This window comes from Cognatundibacterium oligocarboniphilum (assembly GCF_013377855.1).
GTDB lineage: Bacteria > Pseudomonadota > Gammaproteobacteria > Burkholderiales > Burkholderiaceae_D > Undibacterium > Undibacterium oligocarboniphilum.
This window is the reverse complement of the sequence record NZ_JABXYJ010000008.1, coordinates 45,489-71,109: the sequence shown is the minus strand read 5'-3', so window position 1 is coordinate 71,109 and position 25,621 is coordinate 45,489. Positions and strand designations below refer to the sequence as shown.

The 25,621-nt window shown below is 48.6% G+C and carries 25 protein-coding genes; 15 read left to right on the top strand and 10 right to left on the bottom strand.

What is annotated here, in order from left to right:
* Window positions 1-174 precede the first annotated feature (174 nt).
* Genes HV832_RS14250 through HV832_RS14230 form a run of 5 tightly spaced genes read left to right on the top strand, consistent with a single transcriptional unit; the run spans window position 175 to window position 5,034 of the window.
* On the top strand, window positions 175-858 hold the full coding sequence (locus HV832_RS14250; protein WP_342354545.1) for a VirB8/TrbF family protein: 684 nt from the start codon (window positions 175-177) through the stop codon (window positions 856-858).
* A 7-nt stretch (window positions 859-865) separates the two neighbouring features.
* The gene (locus tag HV832_RS14245) at window positions 866-1,636 is read left to right on the top strand and encodes a TrbG/VirB9 family P-type conjugative transfer protein (protein WP_176804523.1); all 771 of its coding nucleotides are present in this window, start codon (window positions 866-868) and stop codon (window positions 1,634-1,636) included.
* A 6-nt stretch (window positions 1,637-1,642) separates the two neighbouring features.
* Window positions 1,643-2,917: a TraB/TrbI/VirB10 family type IV secretion system protein gene (locus HV832_RS14240; protein WP_176804522.1), complete on the top strand. Its 1,275-nt coding sequence runs from the start codon at window positions 1,643-1,645 to the stop codon at window positions 2,915-2,917.
* 40 nt (window positions 2,918-2,957) lie between these two features.
* On the top strand, window positions 2,958-3,719 hold the full coding sequence (locus HV832_RS14235) for a lysozyme family protein (RefSeq protein ID WP_176804521.1): 762 nt from the start codon (window positions 2,958-2,960) through the stop codon (window positions 3,717-3,719).
* Window positions 3,694-5,034, top strand: a complete 1,341-nt coding sequence (locus tag HV832_RS14230; protein WP_176804520.1) for a TrbG/VirB9 family P-type conjugative transfer protein — start codon at window positions 3,694-3,696, stop codon at window positions 5,032-5,034. Before HV832_RS14235 ends, HV832_RS14230 begins: the two co-directional genes overlap by 26 nt.
* Here the strand turns inward: HV832_RS14230 and HV832_RS14225 are convergent.
* Window positions 5,000-5,293: a hypothetical protein gene (locus HV832_RS14225; protein WP_176804519.1), complete on the bottom strand. Its 294-nt coding sequence runs from the start codon at window positions 5,291-5,293 to the stop codon at window positions 5,000-5,002. The two genes, HV832_RS14230 and HV832_RS14225, sit on opposite strands and share 35 nt — an antisense overlap.
* A 285-nt stretch (window positions 5,294-5,578) precedes the next feature.
* Between HV832_RS14225 and HV832_RS14220 the strand changes: the two genes are divergently transcribed.
* From HV832_RS14220 to HV832_RS14175, 10 genes are all read left to right on the top strand, one after another.
* Window positions 5,579-6,121 carry a TcpQ domain-containing protein gene (locus HV832_RS14220; RefSeq protein ID WP_176804518.1) on the top strand — a complete coding sequence of 181 codons (543 nt, stop codon included), beginning with the start codon at window positions 5,579-5,581 and terminating at the stop codon, window positions 6,119-6,121.
* A 14-nt stretch (window positions 6,122-6,135) separates the two neighbouring features.
* Window positions 6,136-7,884 carry a hypothetical protein gene (locus HV832_RS14215; protein WP_176804517.1) on the top strand — a complete coding sequence of 583 codons (1,749 nt, stop codon included), beginning with the start codon at window positions 6,136-6,138 and terminating at the stop codon, window positions 7,882-7,884.
* Window positions 7,881-9,170: a hypothetical protein gene (locus tag HV832_RS14210; protein ID WP_176804516.1), complete on the top strand. Its 1,290-nt coding sequence runs from the start codon at window positions 7,881-7,883 to the stop codon at window positions 9,168-9,170. The genes HV832_RS14215 and HV832_RS14210 overlap by 4 nt, the downstream gene beginning before the upstream one ends.
* Before the next feature lie 17 nt (window positions 9,171-9,187).
* Window positions 9,188-9,664 (top strand): hypothetical protein, encoded by a 477-nt coding sequence (locus HV832_RS14205; RefSeq protein WP_176804515.1) that lies wholly within the window; start codon window positions 9,188-9,190, stop codon window positions 9,662-9,664.
* A 5-nt stretch (window positions 9,665-9,669) separates the two neighbouring features.
* On the top strand, window positions 9,670-11,427 hold the full coding sequence (locus HV832_RS14200) for a GspE/PulE family protein (protein WP_176804514.1): 1,758 nt from the start codon (window positions 9,670-9,672) through the stop codon (window positions 11,425-11,427).
* A 2-nt stretch (window positions 11,428-11,429) separates the two neighbouring features.
* A complete protein-coding gene (locus HV832_RS14195; protein ID WP_176804513.1) occupies window positions 11,430-12,518 on the top strand; it encodes a type II secretion system F family protein in 1,089 nt (362 codons plus the stop codon).
* A 64-nt stretch (window positions 12,519-12,582) separates the two neighbouring features.
* Window positions 12,583-13,128 carry a type II secretion system protein gene (locus HV832_RS14190; RefSeq protein WP_176804512.1) on the top strand — a complete coding sequence of 182 codons (546 nt, stop codon included), beginning with the start codon at window positions 12,583-12,585 and terminating at the stop codon, window positions 13,126-13,128.
* Between the two features lie 4 nt (window positions 13,129-13,132).
* Window positions 13,133-14,086, top strand: a complete 954-nt coding sequence (locus HV832_RS14185) for an ATPase, T2SS/T4P/T4SS family (RefSeq protein WP_176804511.1) — start codon at window positions 13,133-13,135, stop codon at window positions 14,084-14,086.
* Window positions 14,083-15,537 (top strand): hypothetical protein, encoded by a 1,455-nt coding sequence (locus HV832_RS14180; protein ID WP_176804510.1) that lies wholly within the window; start codon window positions 14,083-14,085, stop codon window positions 15,535-15,537. The genes HV832_RS14185 and HV832_RS14180 overlap by 4 nt, the downstream gene beginning before the upstream one ends.
* Window positions 15,538-15,727: 190 nt before the next feature.
* Window positions 15,728-17,362 carry a hypothetical protein gene (locus HV832_RS14175; RefSeq protein WP_176804509.1) on the top strand — a complete coding sequence of 545 codons (1,635 nt, stop codon included), beginning with the start codon at window positions 15,728-15,730 and terminating at the stop codon, window positions 17,360-17,362.
* Window positions 17,363-18,121: 759 nt separating this feature from the next.
* Here HV832_RS14175 and HV832_RS14170 read toward each other — a convergent pair.
* The 9 genes from HV832_RS14170 to HV832_RS14130 all read right to left on the bottom strand — a co-directional run bounded on the left by HV832_RS14170 (window position 18,122) and on the right by HV832_RS14130 (window position 25,348).
* Entirely contained in the window at window positions 18,122-18,268 is a 147-nt protein-coding gene (locus HV832_RS14170) for a hypothetical protein (RefSeq protein WP_176804508.1), read from the bottom strand.
* Window positions 18,269-18,274: 6 nt separating this feature from the next.
* Complete coding sequence (locus HV832_RS14165) at window positions 18,275-18,766, bottom strand: hypothetical protein (protein WP_176804507.1); 492 nt, start codon at window positions 18,764-18,766, stop codon at window positions 18,275-18,277.
* 673 nt (window positions 18,767-19,439) lie between these two features.
* Entirely contained in the window at window positions 19,440-20,525 is a 1,086-nt protein-coding gene (locus tag HV832_RS14160; protein ID WP_176804506.1) for a CAP domain-containing protein, read from the bottom strand.
* 173 nt (window positions 20,526-20,698) lie between these two features.
* Window positions 20,699-22,105, bottom strand: a complete 1,407-nt coding sequence (locus HV832_RS14155) for an ISL3 family transposase (RefSeq protein WP_176804505.1) — start codon at window positions 22,103-22,105, stop codon at window positions 20,699-20,701.
* A gap of 76 nt (window positions 22,106-22,181) precedes the next feature.
* A complete protein-coding gene (locus tag HV832_RS14150; protein WP_176804504.1) occupies window positions 22,182-22,367 on the bottom strand; it encodes a hypothetical protein in 186 nt (61 codons plus the stop codon).
* An 81-nt stretch (window positions 22,368-22,448) separates the two neighbouring features.
* Window positions 22,449-22,682 carry a hypothetical protein gene (locus tag HV832_RS14145; protein WP_176804503.1) on the bottom strand — a complete coding sequence of 78 codons (234 nt, stop codon included), beginning with the start codon at window positions 22,680-22,682 and terminating at the stop codon, window positions 22,449-22,451.
* Between the two features lie 87 nt (window positions 22,683-22,769).
* Window positions 22,770-22,931, bottom strand: a complete 162-nt coding sequence (locus tag HV832_RS14140) for a hypothetical protein (RefSeq protein ID WP_176804502.1) — start codon at window positions 22,929-22,931, stop codon at window positions 22,770-22,772.
* A 210-nt stretch (window positions 22,932-23,141) separates the two neighbouring features.
* Complete coding sequence (locus HV832_RS14135) at window positions 23,142-24,164, bottom strand: FlhC family transcriptional regulator (RefSeq protein ID WP_176804501.1); 1,023 nt, start codon at window positions 24,162-24,164, stop codon at window positions 23,142-23,144.
* A gap of 98 nt (window positions 24,165-24,262) precedes the next feature.
* Window positions 24,263-25,348: a hypothetical protein gene (locus HV832_RS14130; protein WP_176804500.1), complete on the bottom strand. Its 1,086-nt coding sequence runs from the start codon at window positions 25,346-25,348 to the stop codon at window positions 24,263-24,265.
* Between the last annotated feature and the right edge of the window lie 273 nt (window positions 25,349-25,621).

The following is a 25,621-nucleotide window of genomic DNA, read 5'->3' as shown; positions in this document are numbered from 1 at the left end:
ACGTAAATTTCCACCCCGGTGGAAAAAAGTATGGTGTATTTCCCATGATTGCCAATTTTCTGGCGATGGCAGATTGGAATCTTTGAATGAAGAATAAATATCCTTCCCTTTTGTGAAAAAGTAATTGGCTTCCCACGATTACAGTTACAGCATCGATCAATCTCCTATTCAAATATGTCTGCACAGAATGAAGCACCGAGCGAGTTTCCTGGACACTACAGTAAATTTGCAAAAGTTACACAACTTATGTTTAACAGAAATGCCAGAGATGCCGTGGAAAAGTCTCAATGGAAAGTGGCATGTTTTGTCATGGCATTTGTGATCGTTGTGTTGGCATTCACAATCAACACAATGCTCCCACTCAAAAGTGTGAAAATTTATCGTCTGGAAGTTGACACGCTCGGAAATGAAAAGGTAGTCCCCATGTCAGCCTCTACGTATACCCCTTCTGAAAATGAGGTGAGGGCGCGTTTGAAAGAGTTGGTTATTCGCATGTATTCAATCAACGACGCAAAACGCATGGACGCTGATTTAGCGAAGGCGCGGGTCTTGATGTCAGGGCAGGCCAAAGCGCAATTCACCGACCTCATCAATTCGGAAAAACCCTTCTTAAAGTTGGCAGAGCATCCAGACTATCTTCGAGAACCGAAGGTCAACGGTGTTTCAAAGATTTCAGATAAGGTATTTCTGATTGATTTCTTGCTGAAAGACCGTGTAGGCAGCAGTGGTCAAACGACCAAACATAAAACCATGACTGTTACCTATGAGGTCAAACCCCCAACCACCGATGAGGAAGTTCTTGGCGACAATCCAGCCGGGATTTTTGTCGTTTCCTTCACCATTTCAGACGTGAGCTAACCAAATCATGAAAAAGATTTACATCAGCCTGGCACTATTTTTGTCTATTTTTGGGATGTTGTCTCAAGGAATCTCTCATGCAGAGGTAACGCCACAGGCTCTTCCTACTGACTCCAGAATGGTGGTTGTGAAATACAATCCGGCGCAAATTGTGACGATTCTGACGGCCCCGTTTTATATGACTCACATCGAGCTGGAAGCCGGAGAAAAACTGGAGATTGACCCGGCTTTGGGTGACACCATTCAATGGGAGGTGGAATCCAAAGAAAATCATGTTTTTATCAAACCAGACGTTCAGAATATCAGAACAAATATGTCCTTGGTCACTAACAAAAAACGGACATACCAGTTTTCGCTGATTGCCTCCCCGGAAGGCGGTATTTATTATCAGTATGTGCAGTTCAAATATCCGGAAATCAAAAATCGACTCTTGGCATCATCACAGCCTGCTGACCATGTGGAGTCGCCACAAGATCAGCCAACTATCCGCGTGAAAGATCCTTCATCCCTGAACTCAAATTACAAAATTTCAGGCGACGCCAAATTCCGTCCAGATTTTGTACAAGATGATGGTAAGTTCACCTGGATCAAATTTCCATCTGACCTGACAGAACTGCCAATGATTTATGCCAAGGAAAATGGATCATATGTCGATGTGAACTACACCCCGAAACCAAAAAATAACTACGTCACTGTAACCAAAACTGCAGATGAATTTCTTCTCGTGCTTGACAAAGAAGAGGTCAGGATTACCAAGAAGAAGACAGGATTTTGGTGATCAAAAATGACGACTGACCAAATTATCGAAGTTGACGCAAAAGAGAAAATTCTCAAGGGTAAAACCCCGCGCAGAATTTTACTTTTCAGCGGCCTCGTATTCATCATTATTCTCATTGTGGTTGCCGTGATCTCAATGAATTCTGATCAGAATACCAAAAAAATCAAAGACGAAGATATCAAAGCGAACATAGCCAAGCAAGGTGCGCAAGACTCAGATAAGAAAATTGAGACTGTCGAAAATGCGCAATATAAAGAATATCTGGAAGCGGTAAAAGGGAATCGGGAAGCCGCCGCAAACAAAAATCCGGATCTGGAAAAGCTGCAAGGCAATGGCGTGGCCTCTAACAGCGATGTCAAAAGGAATTCTGAGTTTGGTAACAAGAACCAATCCTCCGTTCAATACGATCAGGAAATTGAATTGAGGCGCAAACACGACGTGATTGCAGTCTCGCCTATATTCAAATCCGGCGCGGGCAAATCTTCTCAACGTGCAGCAAACTCGCTTGAGAGCGAACTGGCCATGATTAAAGCTGCAGCTGATGCAAGACCAATTCCGAGTACGCAACAGGATCAATTGAATGGTGCTTTGGCCGCGCTGAATGGTCAGCCAGTTCAACCCAAATCGCCTGTACAAACAGAACTTGATTTTAATGCGGCAGCTGCCGCCAAAAAGTTTCCAGAGCCAACTGGGATCGTTGAGCGTGCAAAAAGCAAATGTCTGTTGACTCCGGGCTGGCTGATTCCTGTATCCAACAAGGAAGCTATGAATTCCGACATTCCTGGCGAATTGGTGGTGATGGTCAGGGAGAATGTTTATGATTCGCTGGAAAATACTTGTCTGGCCATTCCTATGGGATCAAAAATCCTGATTACTTACAACCCCAATATCAGAGTTGGTCAGGAGCGTTTCAACACTGCGGCAACCATTTTGATTTTACCCAATGGCAAACGTGTGCCAATGATGGGGACGAATGCATATGATCTGCAGGGAAATGCCGGGATCGAGGCCAACGTTGACAATCACTATTTAAGGATTTTTGGAACCTCGTTACTGTTGGGGTTAGTGGGTAAATTGGCAGGTAATGATTCTGTATCCACCAATACCGCTAATGGCTCAAGTACGACTACGACAACGATTCTTGGGCAGGTTCTGAATCAGACGGCCTCAACCGTTTTGGAACGAAACAAGTTTATCGCACCGACTTTGACCAGAGATAAAGCGACGCGCTTCAACCTGATGGTGACGCGTGAATTTTACATGGAACCATATCGTGATTAAGTTCGCTGTATGCGTGTTGATCATTTTGTGGAGTTCGTTGGTGCAATCCTCAACAGTTAGCAGAGTTCTGTCACCCAACCGAATTTTGGTCAATGAGGAAGAATCGAACAGAGAAATAGTGCTCCCCGGAACGGCAGTGCAATATTGCACGAAGTACGAATTCCTGAGTTGGGCGCAAAACATTGTCGGAAAAAATGTTGCCTATTCGCAAAACCGGCCGTATGTGCAAATGGGAAACGAGTGGATTTCCTTGTCGGAATTGTTGGTTCGGAATGGTTATCTCTACGATCCGGAATTTAAGGATGCTCAGGAGCTATCGGTCGCGGAACGAAGAGGGGAGTGGGCCTGTGCCTCGAAGCACGCCATTATTCAGCTGGTAATACCAGACCCCGGCTTGGCAAAAGTGGTTGGCGCGATCGCTCTGGTTGAAAGTTCATTCAAGGGATATCCGTGGCCCTGGACGTTAAACGTCAATGGTCAAAGCTTATTTTTCGCAACCAGAGAAGAAGCATACAAAAAAATTTTGGAATTACTGCGTGCGGGAATTACCAATTTCGATATCGGGATAACGCAAATTAGCTGGAAGTTCCACTCCGGTTTATTTGAGTCGCCGTGGCAGGCGTTGCAGCCATCGACCAATATCCTGGCTTCTAAAAAAATCCTTGTCCAGCTGTACGGACAGTTAGGTAATTGGACGGCAGCAGTAAAGTGTTATCACGACTGTGTAAATCCAGCACGTGGCGGGCAGTATCTGCAAGCATTCACGGTCAAATATAATGAAATTGAAAATCTTAAAAGGTAATCAGATGTTTAAGTGCATAGTTCCTGTATTGTTTCTGTTTACATCTTCGGCCTACGCAATGGATGCCAATGACCCTTATGATTTCAATTATGTGGTGAACGGCAAAAATAACAGGCCGATGAATGTGTTTAACGACGGCGATACGACTTACATTCAGCCCAAGGATCAACAGTTACTTTTCATCGATAAATATCCAGTAAATATGCGCGGCCCTTATTACACAATCAAAGGTGTACCGGACGTGATCGAAGGTTACACCGGGGGTGATGCTTTCCGTATCGTTTGGCAGGGTGCCACCAAACAAACGATCGCCAATGAGCAAAACCGCGCTAACGGTGATTTAGCAGCGAAGACTTTCTCAGGTACCTTCGGCAGAATCGCTTTCTTAAATGGTTTGCCCCCCGATGTGGCGATCAATAATGCCCTCCCAGGTCAGCTACAATTGCGCGAGGCACTGAAGGCATTAGCTCCGCATGGATGGAGCGGTTCAGCAGACAGGGGGATTAATACCACCCAGACAGTCGCTATCAATTCGCAAAAGGGTGAATCATGGGTTGTCGTGCTTGACCGACTCATGACAGCTTCGTCAAGCTGGCTTGAAATGGATTCCAATTCCAAAACATTGTATTTACGGGAAGCACCGCCTAAAGGGTTTTCGATTGTTCTCGAAAATCAGAGTCAGGATAGGACTACTGCCAATGTGACCGTCGGTGAATTGCCAGAGGTTGCGGATGCCACTTCGAAAGCATCGCAGGTCAATTCCCTCGCAGATACAGATCGCGTGCTCGATACTGTTCATGTGAAAGAAATTGCACAGTCGAATGGTCAGACAGCCATTATCCTGAGCAATAGCAGCGATCATATTGAAATCATGGATTTGAATAGGAAAACGACTGTTCAACCGTCAAAAGTGTCAACGGTGGAGTACCGTATACCAATTCTGGAAAATTTCGAAATCCGGAATCAGTCAGGAAATGCGGTTGAGGTGAAGCGTGTATTCAACCATGTCCCACAGGTCAAACTCAATAATCAGTTAGGCTTGAGAAAAGTGGAAGAACAAAATGGAAAAACAATTTTTTCATTTGCTCATCAGCTGCCTGAAGTCAAGTTCATCAATGCCATGTCCCAAAGCAACAACTGCGTTTGGGTAAAGAATGAATGCACTATCAGCGCGGTGTCACCAGAGTGGAAAATATCAACACCTCAATCCGCAACACTGGTAGAAGTTGTTGATCAAGGCGTTTATCTCTGGCGCATAGCATCATCGAATCCAGGTAGCATCAGCAAAGCATCGCCAGAGTCTGAAAAACGATAAACAAAACCAACCCGAACCCCAAGGTCAAATAGCGAAGCGATTTCATCGTCCCTTCGCTATTTTCTATGATATAGCTGGTCAGTAAAAAGAATACGCCCAGCGACAGAGCGCTCAATGATTTGAAGCCGTACTCCAATTGGTCGAGCAAGCAAGCCTGAGCACAGATGACAGCAGAGACAAGCACCAAAATTCTTCCCAGCGCAGTTTGTAATTCGGAATGATCGACCAGCAGATCGATTTCCTTTTTGAGTTGCAGCATGTTTTTCTCCTGTTAAAAATCCCTTAGCGGATGAAAACCATTTTGACAGACATTCCCGATAAATCAAATTTCTCACCCGCGAAATCGCGCAAATGGGTTCGATGCTGAAATCCATTTGGATTTACACAAAAGCGGAGATATTTCGCATAGCTTTCATCATCAAAATTTCGAATTCTTCCTGCAACATATCAATCGAACAGAAGTATTTACGAATGACAGTTATAGATTGGATAGATGATGCACGCAACCTCTAAACTCATTTTTTGCATACTGACTTGCCTGAGTATGAATACTGCAATCAGCGGCACGGTGTGTGTTAAGAATAAAGAAGGAATCGGAGAAGCCTGGAATACCAGCAACAAGAATGCAAACCTCTTTCAATCAAATGATGATTGCAATGTCAGTCAAAAAGTGTCGGTTCAACCAATAGCCACAAATACTGGCTCACCTTCCAAAGTCAGCGACGTCAAAGAAATTAATATTTCCGAGAGTACCGGTGACAGGCATGCCGACCAAAATGCGGGAGCGACGGTCGATGCAGTGCTTCCAGTCACCCAGGTCCGCGACTGGGACACCAATCTGAGCGAAAACACTTTCCGGCAATTGATTGAGACGTGGAGCAAGCAAATCGGATGGGTCGCAGTCTGGGACGTGGACAAAGATGTGCCAATCGATTCTCCTGACCATTTTCACGGCAATTATAAGCAGGCAGTGAGGAATTTACTGGCTTCCACTACCCTCACTGATTTGTCGCTCAAGCCCTGCTTTTACAGGAATAACGTCACCCGCATAGTCCGCGAAACCACCAAATGTAATCTAAACGATTAATAAGAGATTCCACAATGAAGAATAAATTCCTTTTGCTCTCTGTTTGCACAGAACTTTTATTGTCGGGTTGCGTTTCGAAACCAATCAAAGACAAAGTTGATGTGCAAACTGCACAGGCAATCGATCAGGCAGATTTCTACCTGAAAAAGGCCAATCCTGTGAAATCTCGTCAGGAACGTGAGAGAGATCAAGAAGTCAACCTGGCCTATATTGCTGGCCGCTCAGTACCGTTGGCGAGAAGTGTTGCATTGCCGCGCGCGCTCCAGAAGGGCGTGAAAACAGCAGTCTTGTTTCCTGACAGCCGGATTTCACTCGCAGCCGCGGCAGAACGGATTATGCTGGCCACCAACATCATGGTGTCCATTGCACCTGATGTGTTTATTGACGACAGTATGCTGCTTCCAAAGAATCTGTCTTCACAATCCTCCAAGCAAACGGCTAACGCTCCATTGCCGATTGGCACTGCGCAAACATTGCCAGTGAACGGATCTCAACCACTGCCGCAATTATCTGCCGGCACTGATTTTGCCAATCCAAGTTCTGTTACCAAAAAGGAAGTGGATACGCCTTACAGCTTTGATTTTCCGCGTATAGAAGCGCCTTTATCTCAAATCTTGGACCTGATTACGGTGCGATTGGGGATTCGCTGGAAATACGATGATTCTACCAATACCATCAAGTTCTACCGCTTTGTGACGAAGACGTGGGAAACCCCGTTCACAAGTGCGATGGGTAGCTATTCCACATCCTTTGACGCCTCTGCAGGCGGATCGACAAACTCCAATGTCATCAGTCAGAAGCCAGGTGCATCCCCGGTTAAAAACGAAAGCCGGGATGTCAATGAATTGACGTCCCTTGTTGAGAGTCTAAACGCATTGGTCACCAAATCCGGTGTGGTGATCCCAAACAAAGCCTCTGGCACCATCACCATTACCGATACAGCCGATGTGATCGATTCGGCAGATGCAATCATCAAGGCAGAGATTGGAAACGCTTCTAGGGAAGTGACTTTCAAAGTCCAGACTGTTCAGGTCACGACCAATAATTCAGTTGAAAACAGTCTCGATATCACAGCCATCGCAAACGCAGCATTGCAGAATCTGCCGAATTTGAATGTCACGTCCAGTCCCGCGGCAACCCTGACCAATACCAATGCTGCCAGTATTGGCGTGAACGTATTGTCAGGAAAAGCAACCGGATCTGCCGTGGTGGTAAAGGCATTGAAAGACTACGGAAAAGTCTTTACTTCACAGGAAGTACCGTTGCGCGCTAAAAACCGCAAAGCAATTTACTACAACATTACCAACACTTTCAGCTACGTCAGTTCGACCACACCCGGCACAGCATCACTCGCAGGCGGCGGTGGCACGCCAGGAATTTCAACGGCACAGGATCAGGTCGGTCTGAAAATGATGTTGTATCCGAAGATTTCTACTTCGGATAACGTTGATCTGACATTCGCTATCGATCAGAGTGCTTTGCAAAATCTGGTCGTCTTCACCTCTGGTTCCGGCAGCACGATGCAGTCGGTGCAGCTCCCGAATAAATCGGCAAATGGCCTCACCCTGCAGGAAGTTTCTATCAGAAATGGTTCTACCCTGATTCTGGCTGGTTTCGAAAAGAAAACGCACCAGTATGACCAGCGCACCCTGGGCGACGGCGTTCCGGGCATCTTGGGTGGTTCGTCCATTGCCTCAGAAGAAAATGTCATCACGCTGGTACTCGTATCAGCCGCCATTTCCGACAATGGTAGGGTCAAATGATTTTTACAGTTGATGACAAATCGCTGGCGACTGGCCTTGACTGGTCAGTCATGATCAGTTCCGGATCGATCGCCAAAGAGGTCCGCGCTAAAAAGGGGAAGTGGTATTGGAACTCCGTTGCTTCGTTTGCCTATGGCATTTTACCAATCGAAGACAAGGTTACGTCTAAAAACAAACCCGTATTTTCAGCGGCGATTGCTTTTGCATCAGCGCATCCCGAAGGTGGCGCGCTGGCGGTATTGACTGTGCCGGGGTCTGAATCTATCTTGCTTTGTGGTGTATTTCAGGGTCGTCCGGTAAAAGGTTTTGATTCTCTGCTGGAACCCAAAGACATAGCAGCGCATATCGAAGCATTCCAGCACTCATGCGGCGATTCCGGCTTCAATATTTATGGCGATGTGGTTGGTATCGATTCCATCGAATACACCATTCACGAATTGGCTAAGGCTGCCACGGAATATGCTGAACTAAAGAAGGTTGGCAGTAACTACGTTAATCCGTTGACTTTGGTGTTGGCAGCAGTAGCCCTGTATTTAGCCGGTGATTTTGGTTATCAACAATTTGCAAAGTACCGTCAGAAAAAACTCAATGAGGAAATGGCGTCGAAGCAAAAATCGGCACAACAGATTTATGACGAAGCTCTTGCACAAAAGAAGAAAGATTTTGTATTGCTGGCAGCTGATGTGCCGGCATTGAATCGCCTGATTTTAAGCATTCCATCGTCCATTGGTGGATGGGATGTTAATAAATTTGAGTGTGGGATTTCAGGTCAGAAATTGGTGACCTGCGATATTTCACTGCGCAAGGGTAGCAACAGTGAAGCCAATAACAAATCCTTTTTAGAGGCTGCGGAACCATTCAAGTTCAAAAACGTGATTTTCAAAAATGATCTGCAAACGATCAGCGCCTTGAAAGAATTCAGTAGTTTGCCATTCCTGCCGATGGGTGATTCTCTGGCGGCGGCAGAACCGATCGCAGCCTCAAATATATCATTTCAGAGCGTTCTGCAAAAAGTGTTCGCCGTGGGTGCGCCTGGCATTGGTGACTACAAGACCATCGCGCTTAATGCCACCTTTGATGAGTCTCAACTGACTGCCCCGCCATTGAAGTCTGCGCCATGGAGTGCCAATGGCCCATTGCGGATGACGGAAATATTTCAGAAGTTTCCGAAGACGGCCATTGTCGAAAAGATTGCCTACAACGTGAACAAAAATGCGGAATACGGCATCAAGCAGTCGATGGTCAAAGTGGAAGTGCAAGGTCAAAATTTTTCAAAACCTAATTAATGAATACCGAGGGTGTTATGCCATTTTTCAAAATGATCATTGCTTCTTTCATGCTGGTGTCCACCGTTTCGCATGCGCAACAAACCTTGGGTGACATGCTTGATCTGGAATCCAAGATTACTGTCTCCAAAATGAAGGAGGAATTGGCCAAGTCATCCGGCGAGGTCAAGCCGACCATTTTGCCAAAGTTAGATGCCCCAGTAAAACCCGTTCATGTCGAGCCGCGCACCGTAGCGATTTTCGGTGTCAGTCCAGATTACGAGGGCATTATGGATGTCAATGGCTCTATGGTTCCCGCTAAAAAGGGCAGTCTGATTGATGGAAGACTGGTTACGGATATCAGTGTCAGTGGGATCACTCTGACAGAAATCGCCACACCCAAGCGTAAATCCTCGAAACACTCTAAGCCGGTGAAGCATTCAAAAACGGATAGTCAGGTATCGCAAGCAAAGCAACCTGTATCCCGTTTTTATCCAAGGCTCATCACCCAATAACTGACATGCTCACACAGTTCAAAAGAATGCTAGAGAAAAAACCGGCACCAGCCAGCAATGTATTCCTGCATCCTAATGCTCCGGGAACCCCAATGACCAATCCGGCACGCAACAGCTCTCTATCGATCACACCGATCGATTATGAGCATTCCGACGAATTACCTGATTTCGAGGAAAAACTGTATGAACTGATCGATATGTCTCCATCGGTCAGATTTAAGCTGTGCCCGGTCAAGGTCAATGGAACCGGGTTAAAGTTCTCAATCATTTGTCAGCGATCTGAAGCCAATTCTGATTTGGCACGTGAAGTAGAACGAATGCTCGTTCTCAAAGGATTTTCTGCCGCAAATCCCTTATACATTGCCACTAACCAGTCCGTGATGGCTGAGTTGGCCAGGGATGCAGTCAACAAGGTCTCAAAAGCAAAGAAGACAGCGAAATCGGGCATGATGACGCGCGATCAGGAAACGGCGCTGTCGCACATGTTCGAGAGTATTGCGGCGTTTGCTATTGCCAATACTGCCTCAGATATCCATTTTGAATTGAACGACTTTCAGCCAAACTCGCGTGTTCTCTACCGTATCGAAGGCCAGCTGACGTCACCCCGCAAATTTTACCTGCCGACAGCCGATCTCATGGATACGGTAGCTTACCTCTTCAATGTCAGAGGTAAATCCCCAAGCGAAAACACCTACAACTCCAACAAGCCACAGCAATGTCAAATTCCGTTTGAATTGGACAAAAAGAAATTCCTGTTCCGCTGGGCCAGCAACCAGACAGCAAAAGGTTCCAAGGTGGTTTTGCGGATGTTGGCGCAGGATGAAGCCACTTCGATTCGATCACTGGAAGAATTGGGATACCTACCCGGCCAAATCGACATCATTTCGCGGGTCATTCGCAGGTTAGGTGGCGGTGTTGTGTTGGCTGGTGTGGTTGGCTCGGGCAAATCGACCACCATGCAAACAATCATGTGCATGCTGCCTGAAACATTCTCTAAATACACTGTAGAAGATCCGGTGGAATACCTGATGCCGGGCGTTGACCAGTTTTCAGTCTCCCGCAATCTGAGTGACCAAACTTCTGACCCCTTCATCGCGGTCAAGCGGCAATTAAAACGCATGGACCCGGACGCTGTGTTGATTGGTGAGATTCGCGATCGGGAAAGTGGCGGATTGTTTAGGGACATTGCGGAATCAGGGCACCGCGCATTCTCTACAGTCCATGCGCCTTCCGCTCTGGACATGGTAACGATGCGCTTAGTGTCAGATGAAATCGGCATTCCACGTGACATCATCGCAACACCTGGATTCTTGAACCTGTTGATGTATCAGGCGCTGGTTCCCAAGTTATGTCCTTGTTGCAAGCTCCCCGCGTCGGACGTCCACCCAAAGGAATACCTGCAACTCATTGAGTCCTTGTTCCAATTGGATATTTCGAAAATCTACGCAAAGAACGCGGCGGGTTGCGATAACTGTAAACGAGAAGGACTGCCTGAACTTAATGGCATCAAGGGCAGGATGGTCGTGGCCGAAATGGTGGAATTGGATGCGGTCATGCTGCACATGATCCGCGAAGGAAAAAATCTCGAACTCAAAACCTATGTAAAGCAGTTGCAGACAGCGCGCTTCGATGAGCCTGACACAACAGGTAAGACGGTGATTGAGGTTGCTATGTATCACGTTGCTCAAGGGACTTTCGACCCTAAGTCTGTGGAAGAAAAGTTTGGCGATTTCTTGCAGTATCAGCGTGAACGCGGAGCCTGATCATGGCATTCGATATCAATTTCAAAATGACAGTATGGGAATTCAAATCCCTGCGCGGTGAGTTCTATCAGGATTTGTCTCAAACGATGAAATCCATGCCGGGTGTTGCGATTGTGACCGTCATTGAACGTTATGCCCAGCGCTATGCGAAAGATACCATCGGCAAAATGTGCGCGCACTGGCTGAAACAGATCGTGCATTTTGGGCGGTTTTCTGAAGCGATAACCGGCACGGTTCCGCCACAGGATCTGGCATTTTTGGCGGCAGCAGAAAAGTCTGGTGATCTCACTAATGCGCTCGGCTATCTGGGACGGAACATTATCGCGATGGATAAGGCCAAGAAGGGTGTCATCTCGACGCTGGTCGCCTCGTTCTTCATGTTCTTGATTTTCCATGTCTTTCTCGGAATTGAGGCATTCATGGTCTTACCCAAGTTAGAAGAGGTCATGAAAACGAATATCGATATCAACCAGCTTGGAACGCTAGGCGCTACGCTGTTTGGTATCTCTCATGTCGTCAAAGCCTGGTGGTGGCTGGTGGTGTCTGTTGAGATTTCCACAGTTGTTCTCGTTTATTGGTCTATGGATAACTACACCGGAAAATTCCGCAAGTGGCTGGATGATCACGTCCTGCCTTACCAGTTGTACCGGGATTTTGTCGGTGCCGGTTTTGTCGTGAATGTCGGTGCGTTGACCTCGATCGGAGGCAGCCAGATTATGTCTTTGAATGACTCCATTAGCGCTATCCGCTTCAAGAGCAAGTTGAGATGGCTGAACTGGCAAATCGATGAAATCCAAAATAATTTGCTGATCAGACCCAACTCGAAGGCGGAAATTTTCAATACCGGTATCGTGGCCAAGAAAATGTACTTCCGGATGCTGGACATCTCCGACTACAAGGAAATGGATGAAATGCTGCCTGATGTGGCGCAGTTAATTATGGAATGGGCACCGGTAGAAGCAAATAAAAGAGCGATGACGCTCCGGTTCTCAATGCTGATTCTCTGCATTGCCTTGATGTTGTTTATTTACGGTGGGACAGGGGATTTGATCGATCAGTTCAAGACATTAGTCGAACTGAAGAACATGTAAGTGTTTGGGTAGTAGCAGGGCAATAGGTAGTAATTTTTTTAAACTTAAGTGAAAAGGGGAACGTATGAAACAGCAATACATGATGGCAGCAGGTAAGAAAATGAAGCAGGCAGGTTTTACAATGGTTGAATTTGGATTGGTTTTGGTGATCGGTGCAATTCTGATTGTAGGGATCTTTTCCAAATTTTCAGCCAATACATCAGCCACGCAAACCAATCAGTTGACAGGCGATCTGACAACGCTCATGGGTCAGGTGAAGTCTTCCTATGCGAATAACTATTCCGCAGTGACCAATGCCAAACTGGATTCTGGCAGCTTTTTCAAGAACCTGAATTCGCTGAACGACAATGCCGGCTCCGTCACTACCAATCTGGGCGGCGGTTCGTTGACGGTCTCTTCCGGCACCGTCAACACTGCTGGTGATTCAGTCTCTTATGTTGTTACACAGTTGCCGGATTCTTCCTGCGTGCCATTCGTGACGGCGATGTCCAAAACTGTCACGAAACTGTCAGTCGGCACCAATGTGGTGAAAGCGCCGGGTACCAATCCCGATCCGTCACAAATCAAATGCTCTGGAGACAACAACTCGATCACGATGTTAGTGCAGTAATGGCATGATTGTTTCTGTCGATTCTGAAATGATCGAAGCAGCCAGTCACTTTAGTGACTGGCGCATTTACCCTGACAATATGCATTCCTGCGTCGGAATGGTTGGAAAGAAATGGCTCAATTTTGCATTGATGACGCCCAGGATGCAAAATTTTGTGCAGCTTTTTATTGATGCCATCAAGCAGCATGCAGGATTGGATTTTTCTGTTCAGTTTCAATCTGGCCAGTTGAATCTGAAGATTCGATTAGCCCGGTTTCCCGGCTATCTTGCGGGTCGGTCTATGAGTATCAACACGCCGGATCTGGATCGTCTGACGTCGAATAAGGACGTCAAGGATCTCGTTCTTAGCAGTGTATTGAATATTCAGGGTGGGCTGGTTATTTGCATCGGAAACCCTGGTACCGGTAAAAGCTATTTTGCCCATGCAGCCACGCGTGAACGGCTCAAGCAGTACGGTGGTCATTTAGTGGTGATCGGTGATCCATTAGAGAGTCCAATTGGTGACGATGGTACTTTTGTGGTTGGTACCAATGGGTATGTGGATGAAATTGATGTGAGTGAGATTGGTGCGACGCTGGGCCTGAAAATGGCTTTGCGCAGTTATCCGGTCGGGATCAAACCCTTGCTGCTGTTCAGTGAAGTACGGTCTGACACCAATGCTTTTGATCTGGTCAATGCGGCAATCAATGGCTTCACTATTTTCACCACTACGCACGCCTCCACGCCGGACGCCTGCGTCGATCGCTTGATTTCCTGGTGTGTCAAAGGGGGTGTGGATATCGGGCTGGTGCGTAACATGCTCGCGCAATCTCTTTTCGGAATTACAAGTCATAAATTTGAGCATGGTCAATTTACGATATACGCCTACCCCTGTCTGGAAGAAACCCGAAAGCGTATTCGGGAAGGACTACCTTTACCCTTTAAATCCACTGCCGCAATGAAATTCTCCAAATCATGAACGCTCAAATTCGCAATTTCAAATTGTCCAGCATGCGCGCGCGCTCTAAAAATCAGCGCGGCTATTTTCTGATTGATTTGGGTTTGGCTCTGTTGCTGGCGACCTATTTACTCTCAACGCAATTCTCGCAGTTGAGTCAATCCATCACAAAATCGATGGCGACTGCGACCGGTCAATATATGGTGGCGCTCCAGACTGGACTAAATCGCTATTACCTGACGAATAATGCCGCTATACAGGCTGGTAGCGGTGTGGCAGGCTTTGTGAATCCACTGAAGCCGACAACTCAGGAACTCAGAACTGCCGGGTTTCTTGATTCAGGCTTTGGCCTGATCAGTCCTCTTGGTTTGCAGTTCGTTCACGAATTTAAAATCACCGGTGGTCCTTGCCCGCCTAATCCGTCATGCACGGTGAACGGACTATCACACTCGTCCACTCCGTACACTGATTCAGCCGGTTCGATCCGAAATGATGTTCTGTCCCAAGTTGTGTCCACCATTGGCAATGACGGTTCTCAATCCATGGCCGGCTCAGGTGGTGCGATGACAGGCTACGCGAGCAATTACAGCTATCCGGCTGCGCTGTATAGCACAGTGGAAGGAGCGGTTGGTATTCGTATCGGTGACAATTCAGGCATTGGCAGTTTGCTAAGTCAGTTCTATAAGCTGGATGGTTCCAGAAAACTGGCCGGCCCGATGGATGCGAATGGTAATAACATTCTCAACATCAACGACTTATCTTCTGCCGGTACTGCCACGCTGAATAACACGGTGATCAATGGCAATGCAGTCATCAATGGCAGTCTGATGTTGCCCGGTCCCGCGGCGGCCGGCTCTGCCTGTGTTGCTGGCGATAACGGGAAACTAAAAACCAATGCGAACGGATCTGGTCTGGTCATTTGTAATGGCAGTCAATGGATGCGGGTAGGGGATGCGGTGACCGGAATTAGTGCTGGCTCGGCCTGCTCGGTTGGTAATCAGATTGGTACCGATGCCAATGGGATCGCTTTCGTTTGTAATGGTAGCTTCTGGTACTCCTTATCGAATTTTGCCAGCCTGGGGAATGCTTGTTCTCCAGCTGGCCGGACAGCCACCAGCCTCACCACCAATGAACAATTGATTTGTAAAAATGGCCAGTATATTCGGCTGACCAGTCTGCTGAATGCGAATGTCCAAACGGGGAATCACATTGCTGTACAGGATGGTTCCATCGTGCAGAAACCGACCTGTGATCTGGGTGGCGTTCCAAATTACTCGCTGGTTCTTACCCAGTCTGCGGTGGATGTTTCTATCACGCCACCGTATCAGGCGACTTATGTTGCCGCACAAAATAATGGTTCAAGCTGGACTGTCCTGCTCAGGCTGCAGAAATCAGCCGCGGATGGTGGCGGTACAGTTTCTGGCAATAATTATGGTTTGTCGGCAGTCATGACTGTGGAATGTAGCTACTGAATATCCCTGTCGCTCTTTTGGGTTCTTTGTCGTCCTGGACGCAAAGAACCTTTTTTTTTCAGTCGCCCCGATTTGTGAGAATAGATATGGGGCAAATTTTGGCGCACCTTTCACATTTCTGTTGCCTTTCTCACGTTGTATCTTTACTTGGTGGTTTGATTCAATTTCAATTCAAATACAGGATACCAACATGCGTCTCAAGAAAAATCATTTTGTCAGTCAATTAGCGGCCTCTGTGGTCGCAGTAAGCCTTGCGCTCGGACTCGCTGGCTGTGGCGGCGGCGGTGCCACGGACTCTCTGGTTCAAAATGCAGGGCAAGCCTTGTACACAACATCCAGTGCAACGCTTTCAATGAATGTAGGTGATACCCAGTCGTTCCAAGTAGGCGGCGGTGGCGGTGGTTCCAAATTTACCAGTTATTCTGTGACATCCTCAGATTCATCGATTGCAGCAGTCAGCATGAATGGCAACAGTTTCACTATTACAGGCAAGGCAGCTGGTGCTGTGGTGGTGGCGGTGAAGGATAGTGCGGGGGCGGAAGTCGATATCAAGGTGACGGTCGGTGCTACGACCAGCCTGACACTGCTTGCACCGGCCTCTGTCAGTACCGCTGTGGGCGCTTCAAATTCTTACACGATTTCTGGCGGTGCAAAGCCGTACACGGTGGTCAGCAGTAACGTTGGCGTGGTTTCAGCAAGTGTTTCCGCAGACGGCAATTCCGTCAATCTGAACAGTCTGGCCGCGGGCGGCGCTCAGATTATCGTTTTTGATGCTAAAGGTGCGTCAGTCAACCTAAATGCCGTTGTGACCGCGCCGGCATCTCCAGTCGTCGCGCTCTACACGACCGCGCCGGGCTATATCAGTCTCTCGACCAATGGCGTCATTCCTGTGTATCAGATCGGCGGCGGCACACCTCCTTACACTGTCAATGTCTCGGCACCAGACATTATTTCTATTGGTAATTCCGGAAACAACTTTACGGTTACGGGCAAGTCGGTAGGCTTCGGGATGGTGACCATCCGTGATGCCGTCGGTGGTTTGGCCTCTGTGTCAGTCAGTGTGGTGTCCGGCCAAGTGTCGATTCCGTTCTATACCACGGCACCCGGTTCAGTCGTCATCAATCAATCTTCTTCAGCAACATATACCATCGCTGGCGGCACGCCACCTTACACCGCGGTATCGAGCAACCAATCTGTGACGGGTCTGAATATGCAAAACGGCGCATTGACGGTTACTGCGCTCAATTCTGGTTCGGCAAATATTTCTTTGCGCGATGCTGTAGGTGCAACGACATCCTTCTCTGTCACCGTGCCTGCGTCGCCAACATCGACCTCTGTCGCACTGTATAGCACGGCTCCGTCGAATGTGGTTTTGCAGACAGCGACTACTTCCACCTTCAACGTGGCTGGTGGTACAGGCCCATACAGCGCGAATTCCAGTAACCCGAATGTCGCGGTAGCTTCATTGAATGGTCAGGTTCTGTCGATCAAGGGAATTGGGGTAGGAACAGCAACAGTCGCAATCAGCGATACCCTGGGCGCAAACATTTCTGTCAATGTCAGCGTCACCAACCCCTCAACGCAGGTTGTTGCGCTGTACACCACCGCACCGTCATCCATTGTGGCAAAGGTCGGTTCGACGTACACCTATTCTGTTGCTGGTGGAACTGCACCCTATACGGCCGTATCCAGCAATACCGCAGTTTCGACCACATCCATACTTGGCAGTACCCTGACAATCAATGGTGTTGCAGCAGGGACGGCCAATGTGGTCGTGACGGATGCCACAGGCAAAAACCTCACGATTGCTGTCACCGCGCAATAAAACAGCAAACTCAAACTGAAAGGGCATGTAAATCGGCGTCGTTATCGCTGATTTACGTGCCCTTTTTTTAAGCACAATTCAAAGTAGGGCGATTTTACGTGGAACCTCATTCTTGGGTGCAGGAGAAAATATGAAATATTTAAAAATGGATTGGATGCAGCAAGGTTTTACCTTGCTCTTAGCATTGTTGCTGATCAGTTTCAGCAATTTACTGCATGCGCAAACGACGAACAACAACACGTCTTCAACCTGTGTCCCGTACTCGATTCCGCTGGCCGGCGTCCCTTGTGACTCTGGATACACCGGCACCAAGTTTCCTATGCGTACCCTCAGTTGCCCGTCCGGAAAAATTACCGATGGTCTGACCTTCGATACTTCTAATTGCCAAAGAATTGGATCGCAGGTTGACGTCAATGCCACCAATTGTCAGCTGACGCCTACAGCGGTAGGGTGTATGTCCGTCCCTACATTGCAGGGCTGTCCAGCTGGTTCGCACTGGACAAAACAGGGAACCAACATCGCCCACTGCGTTTTGGATGATCCGGTTTGCCCGGTCGGTCAACAAGTCACGCACGACAACAATGGAAATCCTTCATGTATTCCGATCGTCTGTCCTTCAAATCAGGTTTTGACCGGATCGACTTGCGGTTGCGCTTCCGGATCAAGCTGGAATGGTACTGTTTGCGTGGCCATCCCAGTCTGCCCCTCAAACTACTCCGTCACCGCTACCTGTCCAAACGGCGGAATTGGCAATCAGGTTCAAAATATCACCTTTACTCCGCCAACCTGCGTGAAATCGGTGACGGTGGATAATAGCGGCTGTTCTGCGCCGCCTGTGGTTTGTCCTTCTTCGACCACCAGTGCCACCAGTTGCGGCGCGGGATATACCGGGACAGCCTTTGTCACCACCAGTTATTCCGGCGCAAGCTGCACACCGTCCACCTCCACGGACAGAAGTGGCTGTACCGCCGTCGCCACCTGTACACCCTCTACTAGCACGCTGGCAGGCCCTTGCCCTTCCGGATATACCGGACTGGCGTACCAGACGACAACAGTCAGTTGCCCTTCAGGATCAAGTTCGACCAGCGCCTGGGATATGAGCAGTTGCAAGCCGGTTGGCGCGGCCTGTACGCCGCAGAGTTCGGTGCTGAGTGGCCCATGTCCGGCTGGATATACCGGACTTGCGTACCAGACGACAACAGTCAGTTGCCCTTCAGGATCAAGTTCGACCAGCGCCTGGGATATGAGCAGTTGCAAGCCGGTTGGCGCGGCCTGTACGCCGCAGAGTACGGTGCTGAGTGGCCCATGTCCGGCTGGATATACCGGACTTGCGTACCAGACGACAACAGTCAGTTGCCCTTCAGGATCAAGTTCGACCAGCGCCTGGGATATGAGCAGTTGCAAGCCGGTTGGCGCGGCCTGTACGCCGCAGAGTTCGGTGCTGAGTGGCCCATGTCCGGCTGGATATACCGGACTTGCGTACCAGACGACAACAGTCAGTTGCCCTTCAGGAACGAGTTCGGTCAGCGCCTGGGATTTGAGTAGCTGTCAGCCAGTGCCGGTGGCCTGTACACCGCAGACCTCGATGCAAAGCGGCCCTTGCCCGCCATTGCAAACAGGAACGGCAAACAGGTCAGTCACGCAGAATTGTGATGGCACTGTGAGCTATGGGAATTGGGATACTTCGCTGTGCGTTAAACCGACTGTAACCACCACTGCTTGTCCAAATGGCGCGAGCAATTATCCAATTTGCTGTGACACTAACTCGACTGATTTCCCTGCTTGTTGTGATAATACAGGATGGAGCAGCGCATCCTTAGCTGCTAATACAACCACAGCGCAGCGCCAATGTTATAAAGCCCTGTCATGTGCACCAACTTCCAAAACCGTGTATAACGGCTGTAACAATGATTGCTTCAATAATATCGTTCAGCAATGTGGCAGCACCTCTGTCTTGATTGACTCCGCGCCAGGAGCGCCCATGTGTTCAAATGGCGTCCCCTATCGGTGCGTCTTGTACTAACAAAAAAAGCCGGTGAAAACCGGCTTTTTTATTCCCTGCTAACAGACACAATATTTACTGTGCCGAACCGCCACCCAATTGCGCCGATGTGCCAGTGGTAAATGTCCATGTCTTGCTGACCGCAACGCCATTGACCGTGCCGGTAAAGCTGGCGGTGTATACCGTGTTCGGCTGGAACGGGGCGGAACCGAGCCATGATGCAGCATTCTTGGCGATCAAACCATTGGTATCGTTGGCACTGGTCAGCACTCTGCCCGTCAGAAGATTTGCACCTTGGCTGACTGTGAAGCTGGAAACGGCCAATGAAGTACCCGAAGCGCTATAAAAGGCCACTGGTGAGCTGGTTTTTGTTGCATATTCGGTATTGACCAACCCAAACGGAGAAGGCCACTCAGGAGCCATTTGCAATGGCAGGTTTTTTTGACCATCAAACGGATAGGTCGTCAAAAAGTCGGATGCATTGCGCTGGCCTTTGATTATCCCCAATTCAATATCGACCACTGGTGCGATATCAGTGGGAATAAAAGAAATGCCGACATGCTCAGTTGTTTGGTTCAGCAGGTTATCGCGGTGATAAATCGTATTCACCAATCCTTTCACTGCATCCAGCCCGTTACCAAATGACAGAACTTCCCCTGCATTTCCTGTATATCCTACAAACGCAGCCCGGTCGGTTGGAGATACGCCGGTGAAACCAGCTTTCAACGGGTCTTCAAAGTGCGGATTAGACGTAGGATTTGCCACACCATATTTCATGTGATTATTGGCCGATTTATCCAGCAAGGCATTCTGTGCCAGCAAACCCAGACCAATCAGCTTACGGATCGCATTGATTTCATTGAACGCCGCCAGTTCGTCCGAGCTTGCCGCATACGTCGGCGCAGGCACACTGGTTTGCAGGTTTGCGGGTGTGACTGATGGGGCAGGGGTGGTGCAGACACCGTTCACCAAAACCTGTGGTGCGGTGCAGGTCACGCCTGTGCCACCGGAACCGCCAGAGCCGCCATTGCCACCATTATTACCCGAACCGCTGCCCGTCGCAGAGCCACTGCCGCCGCCACCGCAGGCAGACAAGGCCAGAGTAGCCACCGCCATGCTCAGATAAGCTGCCTTCAGAGAGAAAGCCTTAGTCGTTTTCATATTAAGTTCCAATCAAAAAAGGAGTAGTCGTAAAACCGAAATTAAGCGTTTTTGTTGACGCCATGAATCCATTGTACCGACGCGTTTTAAAAGTCAAATTTTCAAAAGAAAGCAGCAAACCAAACCAAAAATCAAAAAATAAGGGCTATCCGTTTTTCGTGGTTGAAACCGGGTTACAGTTCGTCAGCTTCAAGCAGCCTGGCCAGTGTTGAAATGTCCGGGCCGTAGTTTTTGCGCTGTCGTGTTGAAACCTCTGGTTTCGGCACTGGAGGCAGGCGCGGTGGAACGAACAATCCGTAGCCCGGATTGCTGTCCTCGCACACAGCAAGACCATAACCCAGCTCCCGTTCTTGTAGCGCCCGTTGGCGTTGTTGCTCCTTCTCACGCTTACTTACGAACTTGGGCCGCTTGCGCTCGCGGAATGCCACCTGGGCGAACAGCATTTTGGCTCGAAGCGCTTCAAAGCTGTACCCCCTCCCAAGGCGATCTGTCAGTCTTATCAGGCCATTCAACGCTTCCGTGGCCGAATTGGTGATGTCGTGCTCGAAGTAATGGAGGATTTCCGGCATCCAGTTCGACCAGGCTGTGAGGATCGGCTGGAAGGCCGGCACCAGCTCTGGCGGGATGCTGATGGCCCACTCACGGTAACGAGCGCGTGCCTCGCCGGGCGAGTCGGCCAGGTAGAGGTTGAAGTAAGCTTCTTTGAGCCGGTATGCCTCACCCAACAAGGGATAGTTTTTGGTCCAGCCGGACAGGTTCAGCCGTTCCTCATCCCTAAGGTCGCGCTCACGCTTTAGCAGCACGAAACGGTCATGCAAGAGGGTGCGCTTGGCCTTGGTGCTCAGATCGGCCCGCAGGCCCTTTCTGACCGTCTCCAGCGCGACATTGCCCATGCGCTGGACGTGGAACTTGTCCACCACGATGGGCACGCCTGGCAGCGTCGCTTTCACGGCGTCGCGATACGGCCCCCACATATCCATCGTCACGTATTCGATCTGCTGTCGGTTCGGTACGCGCAGCAGGTAGTTCTGTACCGTGACTTTGTTGAGGTCCTTGAGCATGTCGAACAGGGTGTTGTCCTCGACGTTGGTGAGCACGCAGCGCGGCTTGATCAAGTGAATCTCATCAATGCCCAGCCAGCGCGGCGTCTCGAACGTGTGCCGCTGCTCCAGCTCGGCCACGTAGTCGTTGAACACCGAGCGGATGGTGGTCTCGTTGTGGCCGGTTTCCTCGGCGATGCTGGCGAAGGTCCGCTTCAGGCTCTGCTGGCCTATCCAGTCCAGCAGGCGCTGCGTCATCAGCCGCTTCTCGCTCACTTCGGGCAACTTCTCGCTGAAGGTCTTGGTGCAGGATTTGCAGCGGAAACGGCGGGTGTCTACGTAGATACCCACCCGTTTGCCGTGCATTGGCAGGTCGCGGATGGTCTGTTCGCGGGAGCCAAAGCGCTGGAGGTCGGAAGACTGGCAGTAGACACACTCGGTCGGTGGCAACGCCACCTCGGCATCGATGTGGTAGTCGTGCTCGGTTTCTTCGACACGCAGCACTCGGTACTGCGGAAAGTTTAGGATGTTGGCGGGCATTCTTCAATGCTTGTACTGTCTAGCAGTTGATCGTCTCACAGAAACCGGCACGCGCCGGCTTCGATCAGGCGACCAATTACTCAGCGCGGCCTTCAAGAAGGTCACGTACTGCTTGATCCCGTACCTCACCGACCAAAACCGGCGAGGGTGGGCGCAAGCGCATTGCCTGATTGACATTGGCGAAGACGGTTGCCGCCATCTCCGGAGATGCCGATTTGAAAGGCTCCAGGGAGCTGGTGGAAAACTGCATTTTTTCGTTCATGATGACTTCTCTTTCTTTGGTTTGGTTGTGGCTATGGCTTCCGGAACAAGGCCGGCAGCAATCAGGTGGCTTATGGTTTTCCTATTGGGCTACCTGTTTAAGTTCATCCTCTCGAAAATTAGCCTCCCAACGTACCGTACCATCGTCAGTTTTTGAAACAACGCGCACAGAATGCTGTTGATCCGTTTTGCTGCCTGCGTACGTTTCAGCCACAACCCCTCGATCACCAATTGCCACTGTCGGTGACAAACCACCAAGACTACGATTTTCCGGGCCAATCAACTTCACAATCTCAACAAGGCTACCTAGCTGCATAGTCACTCCTACCAAAACGAAATATTGATAAAACTACTACGTGGGGGCTTTCAACATGAAAACCGGATAGGCATTTAAATCAAGCGCTTAGAGGAGCTTGCCAGCCGCCTCGACAAGAACCTTGGCAGCTTCTTTGTCAGATAGCTTGTTCACTTTCTTCCATTCGATGAGGAAACTATAGAGTTCATGCGAAGCCTTCCCGAACTTCTGCTGCTCAGCGAGCATTTTTTCATCAGTTTTATGGCTCATTTGCGTTCACCTGGCGGTCCGCTTCAACCGCGAAATCATGTTTCCGATGTGTTGACTATACGCCTCGCATAAAGCAAAATCAACCATGGAAACACGTTTTACTTTCATGTGCAAAGACCGCCTAGCCGGCGGTCTTCAACCACAGAAAACGGATAGCCAAAATAAGCACGACCAGGCGTGCTTATGGGGTAATGCAAAATTGTGTCAAACTTACGCGGCGGCGTTTCTTTTCTTCCGGCAAACTTCGCAATGGAATGTATGTGACCATTCTTTCCGATCATCGGCATTACATAACAAATAACTTCCTGCGCAGCTACGGCAATTGGCCGTGTACACAATACCTGAGCCTGACTGCACCGTATTGACCAGCGTACCCAAACGATCAATCGGTAAGGGATCATGGGTAAATGTCAAATACCAGCCATAAGCCGCAATCAGACTATGCAAGTGCGCCAGGCCCGCGCGCGCCGCCAGCCGGTACAGCAATAAAAAAAACGAACTATGCGTTCTGCGCCGTTCCACCAAAAAAAACCACGCATTACTTTCCGGTAATTTTCCGCAACTGGAACTCGTTCCCAGCAACCGCTTATACATATCCCGAATCTTAGCAGTATGTAAATTTGGTATCAAGGTGGAAACGATCGTGGCACGCATATTGAACCTGATCAGGTGCTCCGCGAGGGGGTAGGCGACTTCGGAGTGATAAGTTTTTCCCAAGTTGGTCAGTGTCGCCAAGTCGCCCAATTTGTGCGGGCTGGTCTGGATCAGGTAGTGAATCCAGTCGCTTTCCTGGACTTCAGTCGCATCCTGCGACATCGGAAAATCGTTCAAGCGCCATTTAAATAGCGGCAGTTTGAATTTGAGAGCGTTGTTTTTCTGCTCCACCGTCATGTTTTGCAGCTTTTGAACGATTTCCGACTTGATACCTAACTCGATGCAGGCGGCGGGGGAGTTGTTGGCGGTGTCCACCAAATGCTGAAGATAAAATTTATTGTGGAATCGTATTTCTGTACTGATCTGGTCGCTGACTATTTTGGGGGCCAGGCTGAAGCCAGCCATTAGTTTCTGCGCGTTACCAGAAAACAAGTCATCCCATTCTGATTCTGATTGAATGATGGGCACGACGCATAGCGCTAAACTGTTAAAAACGGACGACTTATAATTGATGTTGCCGTCTAGCAATTGCGAGGTTGTCTTGCTGAGTTTGTGGACGTTGCTCCAGCTTTCATCCATGAAATTCAAAGCAGTCAGCAAATTATAGAATTCAAAATTCAGTTCAAAACTTTTCTGGATGGCGCTCGGGTCAGGAATCAGTCGTAAATTCATAATATTCATCCCAGCTGAAGATTGATGTTTTTAGCCAGATCTGAAGCTATTTCACGAATCTTAGTCAGAAGTGCAGAGTGTCCCTGCAAGTCTGAGAGTTTTGTCTTGTTGAAAATTTCCATTTGGGAAAGAGAAATTTCATGGTATTTCGCATACAGTGAATTGAGCTGGTTCAGCGCTGATTTTTCGTCGTAGAGCTTGACCTTCATTTCGTCAATCTTAACGTTCAGTGCACTCAGTTCTTTTTCTTTTTCTTCTAGCGATTCGGTTGCTGCTGCGATGGCGTCCTCGATGGTTTTGTACCCTGCCGGGACGACATCGACTTCGACCGTGGCACTTTTGCTTGATTTCTTTTTGGCGGCCTCTAACTCAGACCGTAAAGTCTCCAACTTTTCGCGCTCAAACTTGAGGGACGAGAACAGGTTGGATTGTTCGGATTGACTTTCTCTCAGTTTATTTAGGAGGTCGTCGTTCGATTTGGTTTTGGTTTGCAGTTCTCGGTTTAGCTGGTCAATTTCTGAGGTTCTGGCATCCAGTTGTGCTTCGAGACGTTTCTTTTCAGTGGCAACCGCCAGCATTTGTTCATCGATTTCGGCTGTTTGGGTTGCCTCCTGCGTCTTCAGCATTGTGATCAGTTCGTGAATCTGATCGCGGTTCAGTTTTTCACCGCCCTCAAGCCGGGTCCGGATCGTATCTATTTGAGTCGGTTCGAGCCGCGAGATTTCTCGCAAAGAAGAAACCGCACACAAGTCCAGCAAGGGATCGTCAGAGTTGAACGTTTCATAGATTGAAATTAGTTGGTAGGCCCAGCTTTTCTTTTTTCCGAAACGCTTTTCAACCACCAGCTCAAACATTTGGGTTGAATCGAAATTGACTGTCTGTTCACGCAAAGTATGCCTGATGTTGGCCAGCGCACGACCGATTTCAATGATTTCCTTTTTGACGGTATGCAGACTCCCGTCGATCGCCAAGCAATAGTTGTCGATCTGCTTAAGAGCATCACCCGACAAGGAGGTCGCAAAATCCTGCGGCAAAACTGAAATCACAGAGTTGCGGCTAAAAGTTTCAATCGCTGCGCTTTGCAAATGCATATCAACTCCAAAATTGGCTTTCAAACGGATAAAAATGAGTTTGCCTTAATTCACAATTCGTAAAATCATGAAAGACCATCAAAAAACACGTTCATTCCAAGTTTGGAATTATCTTTACTAGCGATTCGAAACGCAATAAAAAACCGTTCTAAACAGTTTTCAAAACCGTTTTAGAACTCGGAAAAGACGTATTAACAACAAATAATGAACTAAATGCCGTAACAAGTTGTCAATAAAACTATAATTGAATCTTTATTTTGTAAATTAATTTAA